Annotated in this window: 14 protein-coding genes; 7 read left to right on the forward strand and 7 right to left on the reverse strand. The window is 68.6% G+C overall.

The annotated features are described in order from the left end of the window. Positions 1 to 39: 39 nt before the first annotated feature. Together C3B61_RS08665 and C3B61_RS08670 are read right to left on the reverse strand one after the other, a co-directional pair. Positions 40 to 294, reverse strand: coding sequence for a hypothetical protein (locus tag C3B61_RS08665; protein ID WP_103460249.1), 255 nt, complete (start codon positions 292 to 294; stop codon positions 40 to 42). Positions 295 to 532: 238 nt separating this feature from the next. Further along, complete coding sequence (locus C3B61_RS08670) at positions 533 to 1,471, reverse strand: AraC family transcriptional regulator (RefSeq protein ID WP_103460250.1); 939 nt, start codon at positions 1,469 to 1,471, stop codon at positions 533 to 535. A gap of 109 nt (positions 1,472 to 1,580) precedes the next feature. Here C3B61_RS08670 and C3B61_RS08675 point away from each other — a divergent pair, with 109 nt between their 5' ends. From C3B61_RS08675 to C3B61_RS08685, 3 genes are all read left to right on the forward strand, one after another. After that, the gene (locus C3B61_RS08675) at positions 1,581 to 2,330 is read left to right on the forward strand and encodes an SDR family oxidoreductase (RefSeq protein ID WP_103460251.1); all 750 of its coding nucleotides are present in this window, start codon (positions 1,581 to 1,583) and stop codon (positions 2,328 to 2,330) included. A 209-nt stretch (positions 2,331 to 2,539) separates the two neighbouring features. Continuing rightward, positions 2,540 to 5,365 carry an esterase-like activity of phytase family protein gene (locus tag C3B61_RS08680; protein WP_244285887.1) on the forward strand — a complete coding sequence of 942 codons (2,826 nt, stop codon included), beginning with the start codon at positions 2,540 to 2,542 and terminating at the stop codon, positions 5,363 to 5,365. Between the two features lie 108 nt (positions 5,366 to 5,473). Beyond that, positions 5,474 to 6,007 carry an NUDIX domain-containing protein gene (locus tag C3B61_RS08685; RefSeq protein ID WP_088457651.1) on the forward strand — a complete coding sequence of 178 codons (534 nt, stop codon included), beginning with the start codon at positions 5,474 to 5,476 and terminating at the stop codon, positions 6,005 to 6,007. A 4-nt stretch (positions 6,008 to 6,011) separates the two neighbouring features. Here C3B61_RS08685 and C3B61_RS08690 read toward each other — a convergent pair whose 3' ends face one another. The 3 genes from C3B61_RS08690 to C3B61_RS08700 form a co-directional block, all read right to left on the reverse strand. Beyond that, entirely contained in the window at positions 6,012 to 7,304 is a 1,293-nt protein-coding gene (locus C3B61_RS08690) for a GNAT family N-acetyltransferase (protein WP_103460252.1), read from the reverse strand. A gap of 45 nt (positions 7,305 to 7,349) precedes the next feature. Then, positions 7,350 to 9,059, reverse strand: coding sequence for an HNH endonuclease signature motif containing protein (locus C3B61_RS08695; RefSeq protein ID WP_103460253.1), 1,710 nt, complete (start codon positions 9,057 to 9,059; stop codon positions 7,350 to 7,352). A 110-nt stretch (positions 9,060 to 9,169) separates the two neighbouring features. Then, the gene (locus C3B61_RS08700) at positions 9,170 to 10,345 is read right to left on the reverse strand and encodes an alcohol dehydrogenase catalytic domain-containing protein (RefSeq protein ID WP_103460254.1); all 1,176 of its coding nucleotides are present in this window, start codon (positions 10,343 to 10,345) and stop codon (positions 9,170 to 9,172) included. A gap of 259 nt (positions 10,346 to 10,604) precedes the next feature. On the opposite strand from C3B61_RS08700, the gene C3B61_RS08705 reads away from it, so the two are divergent. Continuing rightward, positions 10,605 to 10,967: a PadR family transcriptional regulator gene (locus C3B61_RS08705; protein ID WP_103460255.1), complete on the forward strand. Its 363-nt coding sequence runs from the start codon at positions 10,605 to 10,607 to the stop codon at positions 10,965 to 10,967. Further along, the gene (locus C3B61_RS08710) at positions 10,967 to 12,316 is read left to right on the forward strand and encodes a permease prefix domain 1-containing protein (RefSeq protein WP_103460353.1); all 1,350 of its coding nucleotides are present in this window, start codon (positions 10,967 to 10,969) and stop codon (positions 12,314 to 12,316) included. Before C3B61_RS08705 ends, C3B61_RS08710 begins: the two co-directional genes overlap by 1 nt. 7 nt (positions 12,317 to 12,323) lie before the next feature. Here C3B61_RS08710 and C3B61_RS08715 read toward each other — a convergent pair whose 3' ends face one another. Then, entirely contained in the window at positions 12,324 to 13,037 is a 714-nt protein-coding gene (locus C3B61_RS08715) for a TetR/AcrR family transcriptional regulator C-terminal domain-containing protein (RefSeq protein WP_103460256.1), read from the reverse strand. 112 nt (positions 13,038 to 13,149) lie between these two features. Here C3B61_RS08715 and C3B61_RS08720 point away from each other — a divergent pair, with 112 nt between their 5' ends. Both C3B61_RS08720 and C3B61_RS08725 read left to right on the forward strand, forming a co-directional pair. Beyond that, the gene (locus C3B61_RS08720) at positions 13,150 to 13,869 is read left to right on the forward strand and encodes a DUF4386 domain-containing protein (RefSeq protein ID WP_103460257.1); all 720 of its coding nucleotides are present in this window, start codon (positions 13,150 to 13,152) and stop codon (positions 13,867 to 13,869) included. Continuing rightward, positions 13,866 to 14,846: an NAD(P)-dependent alcohol dehydrogenase gene (locus C3B61_RS08725; protein ID WP_103460258.1), complete on the forward strand. Its 981-nt coding sequence runs from the start codon at positions 13,866 to 13,868 to the stop codon at positions 14,844 to 14,846. Before C3B61_RS08720 ends, C3B61_RS08725 begins: the two co-directional genes overlap by 4 nt. A gap of 49 nt (positions 14,847 to 14,895) precedes the next feature. Here C3B61_RS08725 and C3B61_RS08730 read toward each other — a convergent pair whose 3' ends face one another. After that, on the reverse strand, positions 14,896 to 15,816 hold the full coding sequence (locus C3B61_RS08730) for a 5'-3' exonuclease (protein ID WP_103460259.1): 921 nt from the start codon (positions 15,814 to 15,816) through the stop codon (positions 14,896 to 14,898). Positions 15,817 to 15,883 lie beyond the last annotated feature (67 nt).

Raw genomic sequence — 15,883 nt, forward strand, 5'->3', positions numbered from 1 at the left:
GGCGCCTCCGCGTGTGCTGCGGCGGAAGTGCGCGTGCGATCACCCTGCGCGAGCCGGCACCATGACTGAAGCCGTGACCCTCTGCGTATACCTAAGTGCTGGAAGAGAGCGCGGCGATGTCCAGTCCAGGTCGGGCGCCGCCGAGAATGCGGTGACCCGCGCCGCGCTGGGTGAAGACCGGCGGAACAGCTCGAGAAGTTCCTTGGGGTCGGCGACCTCCACAGAGCCCACCGGCACATGGTCCAGCTGGAACTCGGCGCTGGTTTCCACCGTGCTCTGCTCCGTAGTGGCCACACCGCAACCGAATCGACCGTAGATCGACGCCTCCGACGCTGTGAGGGTGGCGATCGTGATGCCCTTGCCCTGTGGCCGGCTGGCCGGTTTGGTTTGTCCTAGGCTGCTGCTTCCGGATAACCGGGCTCGCCGGGGGCTGCCGGCTTGAACCGGCGGATCTCGTGACCTCCTGAGCGGCCTCGGAGGAGATCGGCCCGCACCCGGGAGCGAGTTCGCCTAGACCCGAACCTGACGCCCGCTACGTTGCGACAGAGACCTGCGGGGTGCGGGCGCGTGAACGATAGCTCAGCGGAGATTCACCGACGCGACGCTTGAAGGCGGTGCTGAACGCGCTTTCGGACGAATAGCCGACCTGAAGGGCGAGCGCACGAATCTGAGTGTCCGAGGTGCGGAGTTCACGCTGAGCCAGCAGCATCCGCCAGTTGATCAGGTACGACAGGGGTGGCGTGCCCGCAGCGTCGCGGAACCGCCCTGCGAAAGTGGTGCGAGACATGGACGCCGCGCGCGCCAGGTCCTCCAGGCTCCAGCTCTTGGCGGGTTGTTCGTGGATGAGCGCCAATGCCGGCCGAAGTCGTTCGTCGGTGAGCACCTTCAACCAGCCGGCTGGCATGTCGGGGTCGTGCAGGTATCCGCGGATGAGGTCGAGCAGGAGTAATTGGCCGTACTGGCGGATTGCGAAGTCGGACCCGACGCGGTCGGCCATGATCTCTTCGAATAATCGTTGGATGTGGCCGCGCAGCGCAGCGCCGACGGGGCTCGCCAGACCGACGTGCAGAACCGGCGGCAACGTGCGCAGGAGCAACTCCCGGCCGGTGGGGTTCAGGTCCACGCGCCCGCCGATGAGCACGTCCGCACCATCCGCATTTGCGTCTTCGGCAGACATCACGGAGCCCGCCGACGGCGGTCGCACCTGGATGGGTTCGCCGTCGCCGACCCCGCCCTCGAGCGCCAGCCACGATCGCCCGTTCAGGATCACGACATCGCCCGCGTTGAGCTCGAGGGGCGCGGGCAGGCCATCGGTCGTCAACCGCGCTCGGCCCCGAACCACCGCGATGAACTTGAGGTCGTCGTCGATGTTATTGCGGGTCTGCCAGCGGCCGCGCACGGCCGAACCACCCGACACCACGCTCCTCACCTCGATGAGATCGAGGATGTCTGAGAGCCGGTCGGTCGCCATATCCGAACTATAGGGCAAATAAACCGGACATCACGTTATTCCAAATCCAGCATCCGGTCGGCAGGCTGGGCTGTGCCGCACAAATCGTTTCGGCACTGAAGGAGTACCCATGACCGATCCCATGACCAACCCCATGATCACCCTCGTCACCGGCGGCAACAAAGGAATCGGGCGCGAAATCGCCGCCCAGCTCGCCCACCTCGGCCACACCGTGGTCATCGGCGCCCGGAGCCTTGAGCGAGGCGAAGCGACCGCTGCCCAGCTGCGTGCAACTGGCGGCGATGTCACCGCGGTTGCGCTTGACGTCACCGACCCGACATCGGTCCAGGCGGCAGCCGAGACCATCCAGAGCAGGTTCGGGCGCCTCGACGCCCTGATCAACAACGCCGGCATCAGCCACCGGCCCGGCGCGGATTTCGCCGGCCAGATGCCTCAAACCGCCGATCTCGACCATGTGCGCTACGTCTTCGAGACGAACGTGTTCGGTGTCATCACCGTCACCAGCGCGTTCCTGCCGCTGTTGCGCCGGTCATCAGCCCCTCGAATCGTCAACGTGTCCAGCAGCGCGGGCTCGCTGGCGGCGATTTCCGACTTCGCGAACACCGATCCCATCGCTCTTGGCTACGTACCCTCGAAGACCGCGCTGACCGCCGTCACCATGATGTATGCCAGGGCCCTCGTCGCCGAGCGCATCCTGGTCAATGCCGTCTGTCCGGGCTTCGTCGCGACCGACCTGAACAACCACCGCGGCGTACTCACCCCCGCCGAGGGCGCACGATCGGCCGTGCGCATGGCCACGATCGATGCGGACGGCCCCACCGGCACGTTCACCGACGTTCAGGGACCCGTCGCCTGGTAGCGTCCTTCGGGCCGAAGGCGGATCCGGGTGCGGCTGCCCGGGTTCGCATCCGCTTGCTCGAACCCGCCGCGCCGCGCCTGGTTTGCCTGCCGTACACGCCGTCGTCGCCTGCGAGACTCCCGCGGGTCATCCGTAGGTCGCCCGTCGCCACCAGGCTCGGTGAGCATCTGTGAATGAGTGCAGACCACGTTCGTGACCCAGGGGAAGCCATGCCGATTTCGAGACCAGCCCGCCGCGCCACCCTGATCGTGGGGGCCGCCCTCATGGCCAGCTGCGTGGTCGTCGCACCGGCGGTCGCTGCGGCGCCGGCCCCGACCTCCTCGGCGTTCCACCGCACCGCCACCTACCCCGTCTACCTCAACGCCCCCGCGGGAGCCGACGCGGCTGCCGCCACTGCCGCGGAGATCTCCGGCGTCACCGACGACGGCAATACCGTGATCTACACGGATGCCCCGGGCAAGCGGATCGGCTTCCTCGACATCACCGACGTGAACAACCCGGTCGGCACCGGCAGCATCTCCCTGGCTGACCTCGGCCACGCTGATGACCAGCCCACCTCCGTGGCCGTGTACGGCGACTACGTGCTCGTTGTCGTCGACGAGAGCGGCGGAGACTTCGTGTCGCCCTCCGGCCGGCTCGACGTGATCCGCATCAGCGACCGCAGCCTGGTCACCAGCATCGACCTGGGCGGCCAGCCCGACTCCATCGCCATCGGCGCCGACAAAAAATACGCGGCCATCGCGATCGAGAACCAGCGCGACGAGGAATTCACTCCCACTGCCGGTAAGAAGGGCGACCTGCCCCAGCTGCCCGCCGGGTTCGTGCAGGTCATCGACCTGAACACCGACCCCACCAGCTGGGTGACCACCCCGGTTCCGCTGGTTGCCGCCGACGGCGCCGCACTGGCCTCGTTCGTGGCCGCGGGCCTGGACTCGCCCACCGACCCCGAGCCCGAATACGTGACCATCAACAGCGCCAACCAGCTTGCGGTCACCCTGCAGGAGAACAACGGCATCGCACTCATCGACCTGCCCACCAGGGCGATCACCAAGGTCTTCAGTGCCGGCACTGCCACGGTCACCGGCATCGACACCAAGAAAGACAAGGTGATCAACCTCACCGGTCAGATCACGAATGTCCCGCGCGAGCCCGACTCGATCGCCTGGGTCGACGACACCCACCTGGCCACCGCCAACGAGGGTGACTGGAAGGGCGGCACCCGCGGCTGGACGATCTTCGACGCCAGCACGGGCGACGTCGCCTGGGACGCCGGCAACTCCTTCGAGCACCTCGCTGTGGCCAATGGTGTGTACGCCGACAGCCGCGCCGACAAGAAGGGCAGCGAGCCCGAGGGACTGATGGTCTCCACCATCGACGGCACCAGGTACGGCTTCGTCGCCTCCGAGCGCAGCAACTTCGTGGCTGTCTTTGACCTCTCCGACTCTGTGAAGCCGGTCTATCAGCAGATGGTGTTCGCCACCAACGGGCCAGAGGGCCTGCTCGCCGTGCCGAGCCGCAACCTGCTCGTCGCCTCAAGTGAGACCGACGATGCCGGCGTCGGCGTGCGCGCGTCGGTGGCCCTGTACCAGCTCGGCGTCGGCACGCTCGGTAACGCTTCGGCGGGCCAGCCGAGCATCGTCTCCGACGACGTCGACGGCCTGCCGATCGGCTGGCAGGCGCTCGGCGCGCTCAGCGCCAAGCCCGGCGACACCGCCCACATCTACACGGCGAGTGACTCCGCCGTCTCGCCGAGCACGATCTTCACGGTCGACGTGACCGCCGCGCCCGCGCGCATCGACGACAGCCTGGTGGTCACCGAGAACGGCAAGCCGGCCGTGCTCGACATCGAGGGCCTGCACGCGCGCGAACAGGGCGGTTTCTGGCTCGCCGCCGAGGGCGCCACCGGCCCTGGCAACGCGCTGTACCGAACGGATGCCGCCGGTGCGGTGCAGGAGAAGGTGTCGCTGCCCACGGAGATCTCCGACCACATCTCCAAATGGGGCTTCGAGGGCGTCACCGCGACCACCGACGCGGCCGGAAACGAACAGCTCTACGTTGCCGTGCAGCGTCCGCTCTGGGCAGACCCGGCCGACCCCACCACGACCGTGGACGGCGAGGGCGTCACCCGGATCGGTCGTTACGACGTAACCGAGCAGAGCTGGGCCTGGTTCGGCTACCAGCTGGAGGCAGCCGCCGGCGGCGGCGACTGGATGGGCCTGTCCGAGATCGTCGCGGTCGACGAGAACACCCTCGCCGTCATCGAGCGAGACAAACTCAACGGCCCTGCCGCCGCCGTGAAGCGCATCTACACCGTGACCGTTCCAGAGGCAGACCCGGCCGCAGGCACGCTGCCTATTCTGTCCAAAACGCTCGCCTACGACGTGCTGCCTGACCTTGCGGCCACCAACGGCTGGACCCAGGAGAAGCTCGAGGGCCTCACCGTCGGCGCCGACGGCAACGTCTACGCGGTCACCGACAACGACGGCCTCAAGGACGCCACCGGCGAAACGGTCTTCCTCAACCTCGGAACCGCGCCCGAGGTCTTCGGCCTCGTCACGCCAACACCGACGCCCACCGCCACCCCGGTTCCGACGGCGACGGCGACACCGACCCCGGCTCCGACCGACACCGCAACGCGTAAGCCATCCGTCGCTCTCGCAGACGCCGACCTGCGGGTGGTCGCGGGCAGCACCGTTGGCGTCTCCGGTCGCGACTTCACCGCTGACGCCGAGATCACTGTCGTGCTGCACTCGGCACCGGTGCGACTCGGTGCTGTCACGGCGGATGCTGCGGGCGCCTTCAGCAGAACCGTCACCATCCCGGCCAACACCGAAGCGGGCGTGCACCGCATCGTCGTGACGGCCGCGAACGGAGAGACCGCCGAGATCGCCTTCACCGTGGTGGCGGCCAAGAGCGCCACCGCGGCCCTGGCCAACACCGGGGTCAGCTCGCTGGCCCCCATGATCGGCGGCGCACTCGCGCTCCTGGCTGCCGGAGCCGGCACTCTGCTCATCCGCCGCCGCCAGCGGGCCTAAACCGCACCGGTTGCCGCGCGGCCAGATCGTCGAGGAGGTGCACCGATACGACGGGGCACCTCCTCTGCCTCGTTGTGGGTCGTGCGGGGAACCCGAGAGAATGGCCCCATGACTGAAGCCGTTTCAACCCGCGAGGTGTACCGCAACGCCTGGATGACCGTGCGCGAAGATATCGTGCGCCGCCCGGACGGGTCGCAGGGCATTTATGGCGTCATCGACAAGCCCGATTTTGCCATCGTGGTGCCGTATGTCGACGGCGGGTTCTGGCTGGTCGAGCAGTTCCGGTACACCGTCGGGCGGCGGGCCTGGGAGTTCCCGCAAGGCTCCTGGCCGGGCGAGAACGACGGCAGCCAGGAGGATCTGGCCCGCGCCGAGCTGCAGGAGGAGACCGGGATGCGCGCCGGCGAGGTGCGACACCTGGCGCACTTCTACAGCGCCTACGGGCACAGCAGCCAGGGCTGCGACCTGTATCTGGCCACCGAGCTGACGCCCGGCCCGCCGGAGCGGGAGATCACCGAGCAGGACATGGTGCACCGCTGGTTCAGCGAAGACGACTTCCGGCGCATGATCCGCGCGGGCGACATCGTGGATGCGGCGACCATCGCGGCCTACACCTACGTGCTGCTTGACCGGCAGGCCTGACACGCTAGAAGTGCGTCAGGCAGTGGGCGGGCCGCTCGACGGCGAAGAGCCTGGCGGCCAGGAATGCTGCACCCGACGTGTGTTCGCGCACCTTGTTCGCCGCCGCCAGCGACACGGGGTTCACCGCGCCCAGGTAGATCGAGGAGAGCGCGGCGATGTCCAGTTCCAGGTCGGGCGCCGAGGCTGATTCGGTGACCCGCGCCGTGCCGCCCTCCACCTCCAGTGCGAAGGTGCCCGCCGTGAGACCCAAACCGTCGGTGACTCTCAGCACCACGGCGCCGTCGGTGGCGAAATGGCGCGCTTCGAGTGCCTGGCGCACATCGAGGATGCGCAACCAGAGCAGGTCCCGCGGGTTCGTCGCAGACACACATCGCGGATCAGTCAAGGCCCAAGTGAGCGGGTTGTCCGCCGGCGCCTCGTTCCAGGTGACGCGCTCCACCAGATCGATGGCCGCCAGATACTGCCAGAGCTCCAGGTAGCCCGCCGGGGTGGCGGCCACCAGGTCCACAATCTCCATCGTCGCGGGCGTCTTGTCCCAGCCGCCGAATCTGTACGAGACATAGCCGTCGACCGAACCGTCGGGCGCGTAGTGCAGGGCCGCCTTCACCTTGGCATCGGGGCCGCCCTCGCGGCTCGACGCCCCGGCAGCCAGCTGGCGGTAGAACTCCTGACGGCCGATGGACCCCGGCTGTTCGCCGTGCAGCCGGGCGAAGACCTGTGGCGCCAGCTCGAGAAGGACCTTGGGGTCGGCGACCTCCACAGAGCCCACCGGTAAGTGGTCGAGCCGGAACTTGGCGCTGGTATCCACCGTGATGCTCTGCTCCGAAGTGGCCACACCGAAACCGAAACGGCCATAGATCGACGCCTCAGACGCGGTGAGGGCAGCGATCGCGATGCCGTTGCCCTTGGCCAGGGTGAGGTCTTCGGTCATCATGCGGCGGAGCAGCCCGCGACGGCGGTGGGAGGTGCGCACTGTCACGCCGGTGATCAGATGCGCATCCAGCAACCTGCCGAACCCGATGTTGAGCGTGCTCGGCTGGGTGCCGAACGTGGCCACCGGCACGTCGCTGCCCAGCGAGTGCGGGGCCGGCTGGCCGGTTTGGTAGGCACCCGTGTATACGGCGCCGTCCACACGGCTCCTGGCGATGGACTCCTGCACCCGCTCGTCGCTGCTGCGCTCCTCATGGAACCCGAACGAGACTGCGCTGTCCCAGGCTGTCGCTTCGGGGTATCCGGGCTCGCCTGGGGCTGCCGGCTCAAACCGACGGATCTCGTAATCTGCATTGATCAAGGACATGGATCCGAGTCTAGGGATACCAGCCTTGGGTCATTCGGTGACCGCTTAGAACGGCGGGTTCTCGGGCACCGGCGGGGTCGGCTTCCGACTCGGCCTCGGCCGGGGCATCAGATAGCTGTCATCGGCGGGCCGCCTCCGGGTTTTCGGCCCCATCACCGGCGGCCGTGGCCGGGGTGGGCCCATCGGGTTCGCCGGGTCGGTCCGGTAGCTGCGTTTTCCGGGGGAAGTCCAGACCAAGATCCCGCCGGGTTCCTGCGTCACCCGCCACTGGCTGAGGTGTTTGAGCCGGTGGTGGGGTTCGCAGAGGTGGGCGAGGTTGTCGCAGTCGGTGTTGCCGCCACCGGCCCAAGGGTCGGTGTGATCGACGTCGCTGGTCACCGCGGGACGCGAGCAGCCCGGGAACCGGCAGGTTTCATCGCGGACCCGCAGGTAATTCTTCATGGCCTTGGTGTTCTTGTGTTGGGTTTTGCCCAGTGAGAGCACCACCCCGGTTTCCGGGTGGGTCAGCAGTCGGGTGAAGCTCGGTGCGTGCCCGGCGATCTCCCTTGCGGTCTCGGGGGAGATGGGCCCGTATCCTTCGAGGGTGGCGGGTTCCTCGTCCACGCCCAGCAGGGTGAGCACGGGCACGGTGACCATCACCGTGCCGCGGATGCCGGCGCCCATCCCGTCGGGCGTGATGCCGTCCAGCAACAGGGCGGCGGTGATGTCGGCGCGGAGCTGGTCGAGGGTGCGGGTCGGGAGCTCTTCCGCGGCGTCTGGGCTGAGGCCGAATGCGGTGCCGCTTCCGCTGCCGGCGGTGTCGGACGCGGTGTCGGCCGGCGCCGGGTTGCCGGTCTTCTTCAGCTTCACGGCGATGCCGTTGATCCGGTCGTAGGCGGCCTTGGTGTCGTGGGCGGTGCCGTACCAGTGCAACCAGCCCATCCCGTCCGGGGCGGCCTCCCACCGGCTGTGCCGCTCGGTCAAGGCGTTCGTGCTGCGGGCCACGATCGACTCCGGGTGCAGGCGCTCTCGCAGTCGGCGGGCCTTGTCGCGGAACCGGGACACCGGCAGGCGCTTGGCCTCCGGCAGCACCTTCTCTTCGAACGCCGCCTGGTCCTCCATCGGCAGGGTGCGCATCTGATCGACGAGCACGGTGGCGTGCCGGTAGCTGATCTCTCCGGCGGAGAGGGCCTCGAAGGTCGCCGGGGCGGCCATGAGCCAGAGGGACTGATCCATCAGGTGATCCACGGTGCGCTCGGACAGGCGCAGCAGGCAGGCGGTCTCACTGACAATCGTGCGGCGGGCCACATCCCGGTCGTCCCACCGGTTGTAGGCGGCGGCGCGGGCCTGGTCCTCGGTCAGGGTGGCCGCGTTCACGTCGGCCAACCGGATGCTCTCCGGGTTGCCGTGCAGGCGGGAGGAGACCTGCGGGTCCTCACTCCAGCCCTGCAGGGCGACGAGGAACTCGGCCTGCCGGGCCTGCGCGATCGCGATGGCGCGGGCCTCGACCGCGATCAGCTCGGTGCGGCGGGCCAGCTCCGAGCAGACCAACTCGTCCAGCGCCGGATTGGGGACGTACGGCTCGAAAGCGGCGGGTTCGACTCCGGCGGGCTCGGCTGCGGCAGGTTCGGTCGCGGTGGATTCGGGCGAGCTGGTTTCCGTCGACCCGGGTTCGGTCGGGTCGACAGGGGAGGGGGCGGAGCCAAGTGGGGCGGACCCCGGAGAGCGGTGGTCATCATCCGGAGCGGGCGGTACTGCCTGGTCGGGGTTACTCATGATGAGATCGTCTCACCTACCACCGACACTGCCGAAGGCTCCGCGAGCTGTGAGAAAAGCCCCAGAAATCTCGAGATTCTGGGGCTTGACTCACAGTTCGCGAGAGGGCGTCAGGGGGTCAAAACGACCTTGATGCACCCGTCGTCCTTGGCGCTGAAGGTCTCGTACATCTCCGGGGCGCGATCCAGCGGCACCCGGTGGGTGACGAGGTCCATCACGCCGAGCGGGTCGGTGGGGTCCTCCACCAAGGGCAGCAGATCGCCGACCCAGCGCTGCACGTTGCACTGGCCCATCCGCAGCTGGATCTGCTTGTCGAACATGTTCATCAGCGGCATCGGGTCGGCCACACCGGAGTACACGCCGCTCACCGAGACCGTGCCGCCGCGGCGCACGAGGTCCAGCGCCATGTGCAGCGCGGCCAGGCGGTCAACACCCACCGTGGTGAAGACCTTCTTGGCCACCGCATCCGGCAGCAGCCCTGCGGCGTACTGGGTGAACGCGGCGGCGGGGTTGCCGTGCGCCTCCATTCCCACGGCGTCAACGACGGAGTCCGGGCCGCGACCGTCGGTCGTCGCCCGCAGCATCGCGACGATGTCGTCGTCGAGGTCGAACACCTCCACACCGTGCCGGGCGGCCATCTCGCGGCGCTCCGGCACCGGGTCCACACCGAGCACCCGGAAGCCCAGGTGGCGTCCGATGCGGCTGGCGAACTGGCCCACGGGGCCCAGGCCGATCACGGCGAGGGTGCCGCCGGCGGGCACATCCGCGTACTGCACGCCCTGCCAGGCGGTGGGCAGGATGTCGCTGAGGAACAGGTAGCGCTCGTCGGGCAGGTCCGCGCCGACCTTGACCGCGTTGAAGTCCGCGAACGGAACCCGCAGGCGCTCGGCCTGGCCGCCGGGAACCGATCCGTAGAGCTCGCTGAAGCCGTAGAGGCTGGCGCCGGTGCCGGAGTCGCGGTTCTGGGTGGTCTCGCACTGGGTCGTGAGGCCCTGGTTGCACATGAAGCAGTCACCGCAGGCGATGACGAACGGGATGACGACCCGATCGCCCACCGAGAGGGTGGTTACCGCGGCGCCGACCTGCTCCACGATGCCCATGTTCTCGTGGCCGAGAACGTCGTTCTTGGCCAGGAACGGCCCCATCACGTTGTACAGGTGCAGGTCTGAACCGCAGATGGCCGCTGACGTGATGCGGATGACCACATCCGTGGGCTTTTCGATGACGGGATCGGGGACCTCGATGACCTCTACCTTTTTGGTGTTCTGCCAGGTGAGTGCTTTCACGGTGTCCTCTTCTTTGTACGATCGGGCCGCGGTTGCGGTGCCGCCCGGGTGGGGCGAATCTCACCAGCCTTGTTCAGGCAGAGGAGAAACTCAAGGAAGCTGGACGTATCTCCAGGCTTGGCGCCGAGGCGTGACGAATCGGGAAATTCCCCGTCGCACCAACGGGTGTGCGCGGCCGCAGCCGGGCAGAGGTCGCTTTTATCCCTATACCTAGAACTGCTAGGGTTCATGCATTGCAGCTCTAGGTATAGGAGGCGCCATGCGCATCGAGAAAGACCTGGTCGCCGCCGCGGCCACCCCGCTGGTGCTGGGGATTCTGATGGACGGCGACCTCTACGGTTACGCCATCCTCAAGCGGGTGAGCGATCTCAGCGGCGGCAGCATGCAGTGGACCGACGGGATGCTCTACCCGTTGCTGCACCGCCTCGAACGGCTCGGCTACGTGACCTCGCTCTGGGGCACCTCTGACGCGGGCCGCCGGCGCAAGCACTACGCCATCACCGACCTCGGCCGGGAACAACTGGCCGAGCGGCAGGAGCAGTGGACCGTCGTGGCGGATGCCCTCCGCCAGGTCTGGCAGGACCGGCCCCGGCCGACGGCCGTGACGGAAGGGTGGGCCTGATGAACCTCGACGCCGACCTGGAAGCCCAGATCGATAGCTGGCGCGGCTACGTGCAGCGACGCCAGGCCATCGCCACCGCCGACGTGGAGGAGCTGGAAGATCACCTGCGCGAGCAGATCGAAGACCTGCTGGCCACCGGGCTCGACCACGACGAGGCCTTCCTCGTGGCGATCAAGCGGCTGGGCAACCTCGACGCTGTGTCCCGCGAATTCGCCAGGGAACACTCCGACAGGCTCTGGAAACAACTCGTGCTCCTGCCCGACGCCGCCGGCGACAGCCGCGCGCCGGCTTGGCGGGAACTTGCCGTGGTGGTCGGTTTCGCCCTCGGCGCGGGCCTGGCCGTCAAGGCCGGCCTCACCTGGTCCGACGGCGGCACGGGCCTGGTCCGAAACCTCGGCCTGCTGGTGTTCCCGTTCCTCGCCGCCTACTTCGGCTGGAAGCGTCGGCTCACCGTGCCCGTCGCGGCAACCCTCGTCGTCTCGTTCGCCGCCCTCGCGGTGCTGCTCAACGTCTACCCGTTTGCCGCCGGCGGCTCCACCGAGTTGCTCGCCGCGCTGCACGCCCCGGTGCTGCTCTGGATGCTGGTCGGGATCGCCTACGTCGGCGGCCGCTGGCGCTCCGACGCCCGACGGATGGACTTCGTGCGGTTCACCGGCGAGCTCGCGATCTACTACACGCTGCTCGCCCTCGGCGGAGCCGTGCTCATCGGGCTCACCGTCGCGGTGCTGTCCGCCGTGCGCGTCGATCCCGGCCCGGTGCTGACCGGCTGGATCCTGCCGCTCACGATACCCGGCGCCCTCGTCGTGGCCGCCTGGCTGGTCGAGGCCAAGCAGAACGTGGTCGAGAACATCGCCCCGGTGCTCACCCGGGTGTTCACCCCGCTGACGATCATCATGCTCCTGGCCGTGCTCGCGGTGCTGGCCACCGCCGGCGGGCTGGACACCGTCGACCGCTACCTGCTCATCCTGATGAACGCCATCCTGGTGCTCGTGCTCAGCCTGCTGCTCTACTCGATCTCCGCCCGCGATTCCCTCGCCCGGCCCGGCGTCTTCGACGTGCTCCAGCTGGTGCTGGTGATCGTGGCCCTGGCTGTCGACGCCGTGATGCTCACCGCGATGCTCACGCGCATCACCGAGTTCGGCTTCAGCCCCAACAAGATCGCCGCGCTCGGCCTCAACCTGCTGCTCCTCGTGCACCTGGTGCGTGCGGCCTGGCTCGCCATCGGGTTCCTGCGCGGGCGACACCCGTTCGCGGCGCTCGAACACTGGCAGACCCGGTACCTGCCCATCTACGGGCTCTGGGCGCTCGTCGTGGTCGCGGTCTTCCCGCTGGTCTTCGGCTTCGCCTGATTCCGCGTTAGGCGGTGCGGGTGACCGGGCTGGATGACCAGCCGGAGACATGGAGGCGCTCGAAGCCGTCCAGGAGCAGGTCGAGGGCGAATTCGAACTCGAACCTGTCGTCACAGCCGTGCGCCACGACCGAATCGTCGTGGGCCGCCGCAGTGCTGATCTGCAGGATGTGGGGATACCGCTCCGCCATCGCCTGCATTCGGGCAGCCTGCACGGCGGGGTCGACGGGTGGCCGGGCCGGGTCGGCGGATGCGTCGAAGAGCTCCTGGGTGAACCCCCACATGCGGCTGCCCAGGGCGTGCATCACGTGGTGGGTGAGGTCCGCCGAGAACCCGCCGGCCAGGAACATCCCGATCGTCGACTCCAGGTAGTCCAGCACCGCCGGGGTGTGCGTGGTGCGCGACTCGAGCACCGACCGGGCCCATGGATGCCGTAACAACATCTGGCGGGCCGAGAGCACCCGCAGTCGCACCGCGGCCTTCCACTCGGTGTCCGGGGCCGGCGGGTCGATCTCGGCGACGATCACCTCGACCATGCCGTCGAGCAGCTCGTCCTTGTTCGCCACGTGCTTGTACAGAGCCATCGGCACAACGCCGAGCTCCTCGGCCAGCCGGCGCATGCTCAGCGCCTCGATGCCGGCCTGATCGGCCAGCCCGACGGCGGCCTGCAGCACCCGATCACGGTTGAGGCGCACCCGCGGGACCACCAGAACTTGAGCCATGTGAGCTCCCTATGAACGAGATCAGTCCTGCCCATTGACAGGAGTACAGCGTACACCTTAGAGTCGCTGCATCCGAGTGTACGCCGTACACCTCAACCTTGAAGGAGCTCTCATGTCTCCCATCCGCCGAACCGCAATTCTCGCCGGTGTACTCTTTCTCCTCACCGAAGTCGGCGCGATCGTCGGTCGTCTGCTCTATGCCCCGGTGCTCAACACGCCCGGTTATGTCCTCGGTACCGGCCGCGACCCGATGGTGGCCGTCGGCGTGCTGTTCGAGGTCGTGCTGGTGATCGCCGTGGTCGGCACCGGGGTGGTCCTTTATCCGGTGCTCCGCCGCCAGAGTCCGACGCTGGCGCTGGCCTACGCTGCCGCGCGCATCCTCGAGGCCGCGATCATCCTGGTGGGCACCCTCAGCCTGCTCACGGTGCTGATGCTGCGGCAGCAGCCGCCCAGCGTTGATGCCAGCGCGCTCGAGGCCGTCGCCGCCGCGTTGCTGGCCCTGCAAGACGCCACCCTGCTGTTCGGTCCGGGCTTCGCGCTCGGCATCGGCTCGATCCTGCTGGCCTCCCTGATGTTCACCTCCCGCCTCGTGCCTCGCGCCATCGCGGTACTCGGCCTGGTGGGCGGGGCCATCATCACCATCTCGACGGTGCTGGTGATCTTCGGCCTGTACGGCCAGTTCTCCCCGACCGGGCTGCTCGTTGCGCTGCCCGTGTTCGCTTGGGAGGTGTCGCTCGCACTCTGGCTGATCCTCAAGGGCTTCAACACCGCCGCCGTCGAGCGGATGCCGCAGCGCCGAGTCGGCGCCGACCCGGTTGGGGTGACCTCGTGAGGGCCGCGGTCTACCGGCGGTTCGGCCCCGCCGACGTTGTCTCGGTTGAGGAGATCCCCACCCCGGCGCCCGGGCCCCAGGAGGTGCTCATCCGGGTGCTCGCCAGCACCGTGAGCGCCGCCGACCACCGGGCCCGCTCCCACGACGTGCCGAAGGGACTCGGCCTCCTGGCCGGGGCCGGCCTGGGGTTCTTCAGGCCCCGCCGGCGGGTGCTCGGCATGGACGCCGCCGGGGTCGTCGCAGCGGTGGGGGAGAAGGTCACCAGGTTCGCGCCCGGCGACGAGGTCATCGCCATGCTCGGCGCGAAGTTCGGCGGCCACGCCGAGTATGCCCGGATCGGGCAGGACGGACCGATCACGGCCAAGCCGGCCGGCCTGGGCTTCGACGAATCCGTCGCCCTCGTCTTCGGCGGCATCACCGCGCGGGTCTTCCTGAACCGCGCCGACATCCAGCCGGGCGCGCGGGTGCTGGTCAACGGGGCATCCGGAGCCGTCGGCACCGCGGCCGTGCAACTGGCCAAGAACCTCGGTGCGCACGTGACCGCGGTCTGCGCGGCGCGGAACGCCGCCCTGGTCACCGACCTGGGCGCCGACAGGGTGATCGACTACCAGAGCTCGGACTTCACGACCGGATCCGACACCTACGACGTGATCATGGACTGCGTCGGCAATGCGTCTTTCGACAGGGTGCAGCGGCTGATCACCCCCGGCGGAGCCCTGTTGGCCGTCATCACCGACCTCACCGGTCTCCTGCGCGCGAGGTCCCGCACTCGCAGGAGCGGCAAGCTGGTCAGCGCCAGCGGCGTCGACTACCGGGCCGAGGACCTTCGGTTTCTCGTGGGCCTCGCGGAGCAGGGCAAACTGCGACCGGTCATCGACCGCAGTTACGACCTTGACGAGATCGTGGCCGCGCACCGCTTCGTCGACGCCGGCCACAAGCGGGGCAGTGTTGTGCTGCGCATCGCCGGATCAGGCTAGACCGGCATCAGGCCAACGCGCTCAGGCCAACGCGCTCAGGCCAACGCGCTCAGACCAATGCGGCCAGGGCCTCGCGGGCGCGTTGCATCGACGAACTGAGCCCCCACCTGGCCGACAACTGCTCCAGCTCGGCATTCTGCTCGGGTGTGCTGGGGCGGATGCGGGCGTCGAAGTCCGGCAGGTCCAGGTCACGCACGACGTTCACCACGGTCGGGGCCACCGTGAGGTAGTCCGCGGCGGCGAGGATCTTGGCGCGCACGGAGGCGCCCAGCTTCACATCGGGGTCGGCCGCCGCCGCCACGATCCCGTCGAGGTCGCCGTACTCGGCCAGCAGCGTGGCCGCGGTCTTCTCGCCCACCCCGGCCACGCCGGGAAGGCCGTCGGAGGCGTCGCCGCGCATGGCGGCGAAGTCGGCGTACTGCGCCGGGGTGACGCCGGTCTTGGTCGTCAGCGTCGCGTCGGTCAGAAGCTCCAGCCGGGCCATGCCGCGGCCGGTGTAGATCACCCGAACGTCGCGGGTGTCGTCGACGAGCTGGAAGAGGTCCCGGTCGCCCGTGATGATGTCCACCGGGATCGACGAGTGCGAGGCGAGGGTGCCGATCACATCGTCGGCCTCGTGCTGGGCGGCGCCGATGATCGGGATGCCGAGCGCGGTGAGCACCTCGCGGATGATCGGCACCTGCGGGGTGAGCAGGTCGGGCACAACCTCGATTGCGGGGTCGGCAGCCACCGAGGGCTCGGCGGCGACCCGATGGGTCTTGTAGGTGGGGATGAGATCGACCCGCCACTGCGGCCGCCAGTCGTCGTCCCAGCAGGCCACGATCTCGGTGGGCTGGAACTCGGTGGCGAGTCGGGCGATCATGTCGAGCAGCCCGCGCACGGCGTTCACCGGTTCACCGGTGGGTGCGCGCATCGAGTCCGGCACGCCGTAGAACGCGCGGAAATACAGGGAGGCGGTGTCAAGGAGCATCCGGCGCTCGGGTTGAGTGGTCACGGCCGCATCTTGCCACACCTGAGGAACCGGCGCAGTGGCCGGC

Source organism: Cryobacterium zongtaii (assembly GCF_002909375.1).
GTDB classification, from domain to species: domain Bacteria; phylum Actinomycetota; class Actinomycetes; order Actinomycetales; family Microbacteriaceae; genus Cryobacterium; species Cryobacterium zongtaii.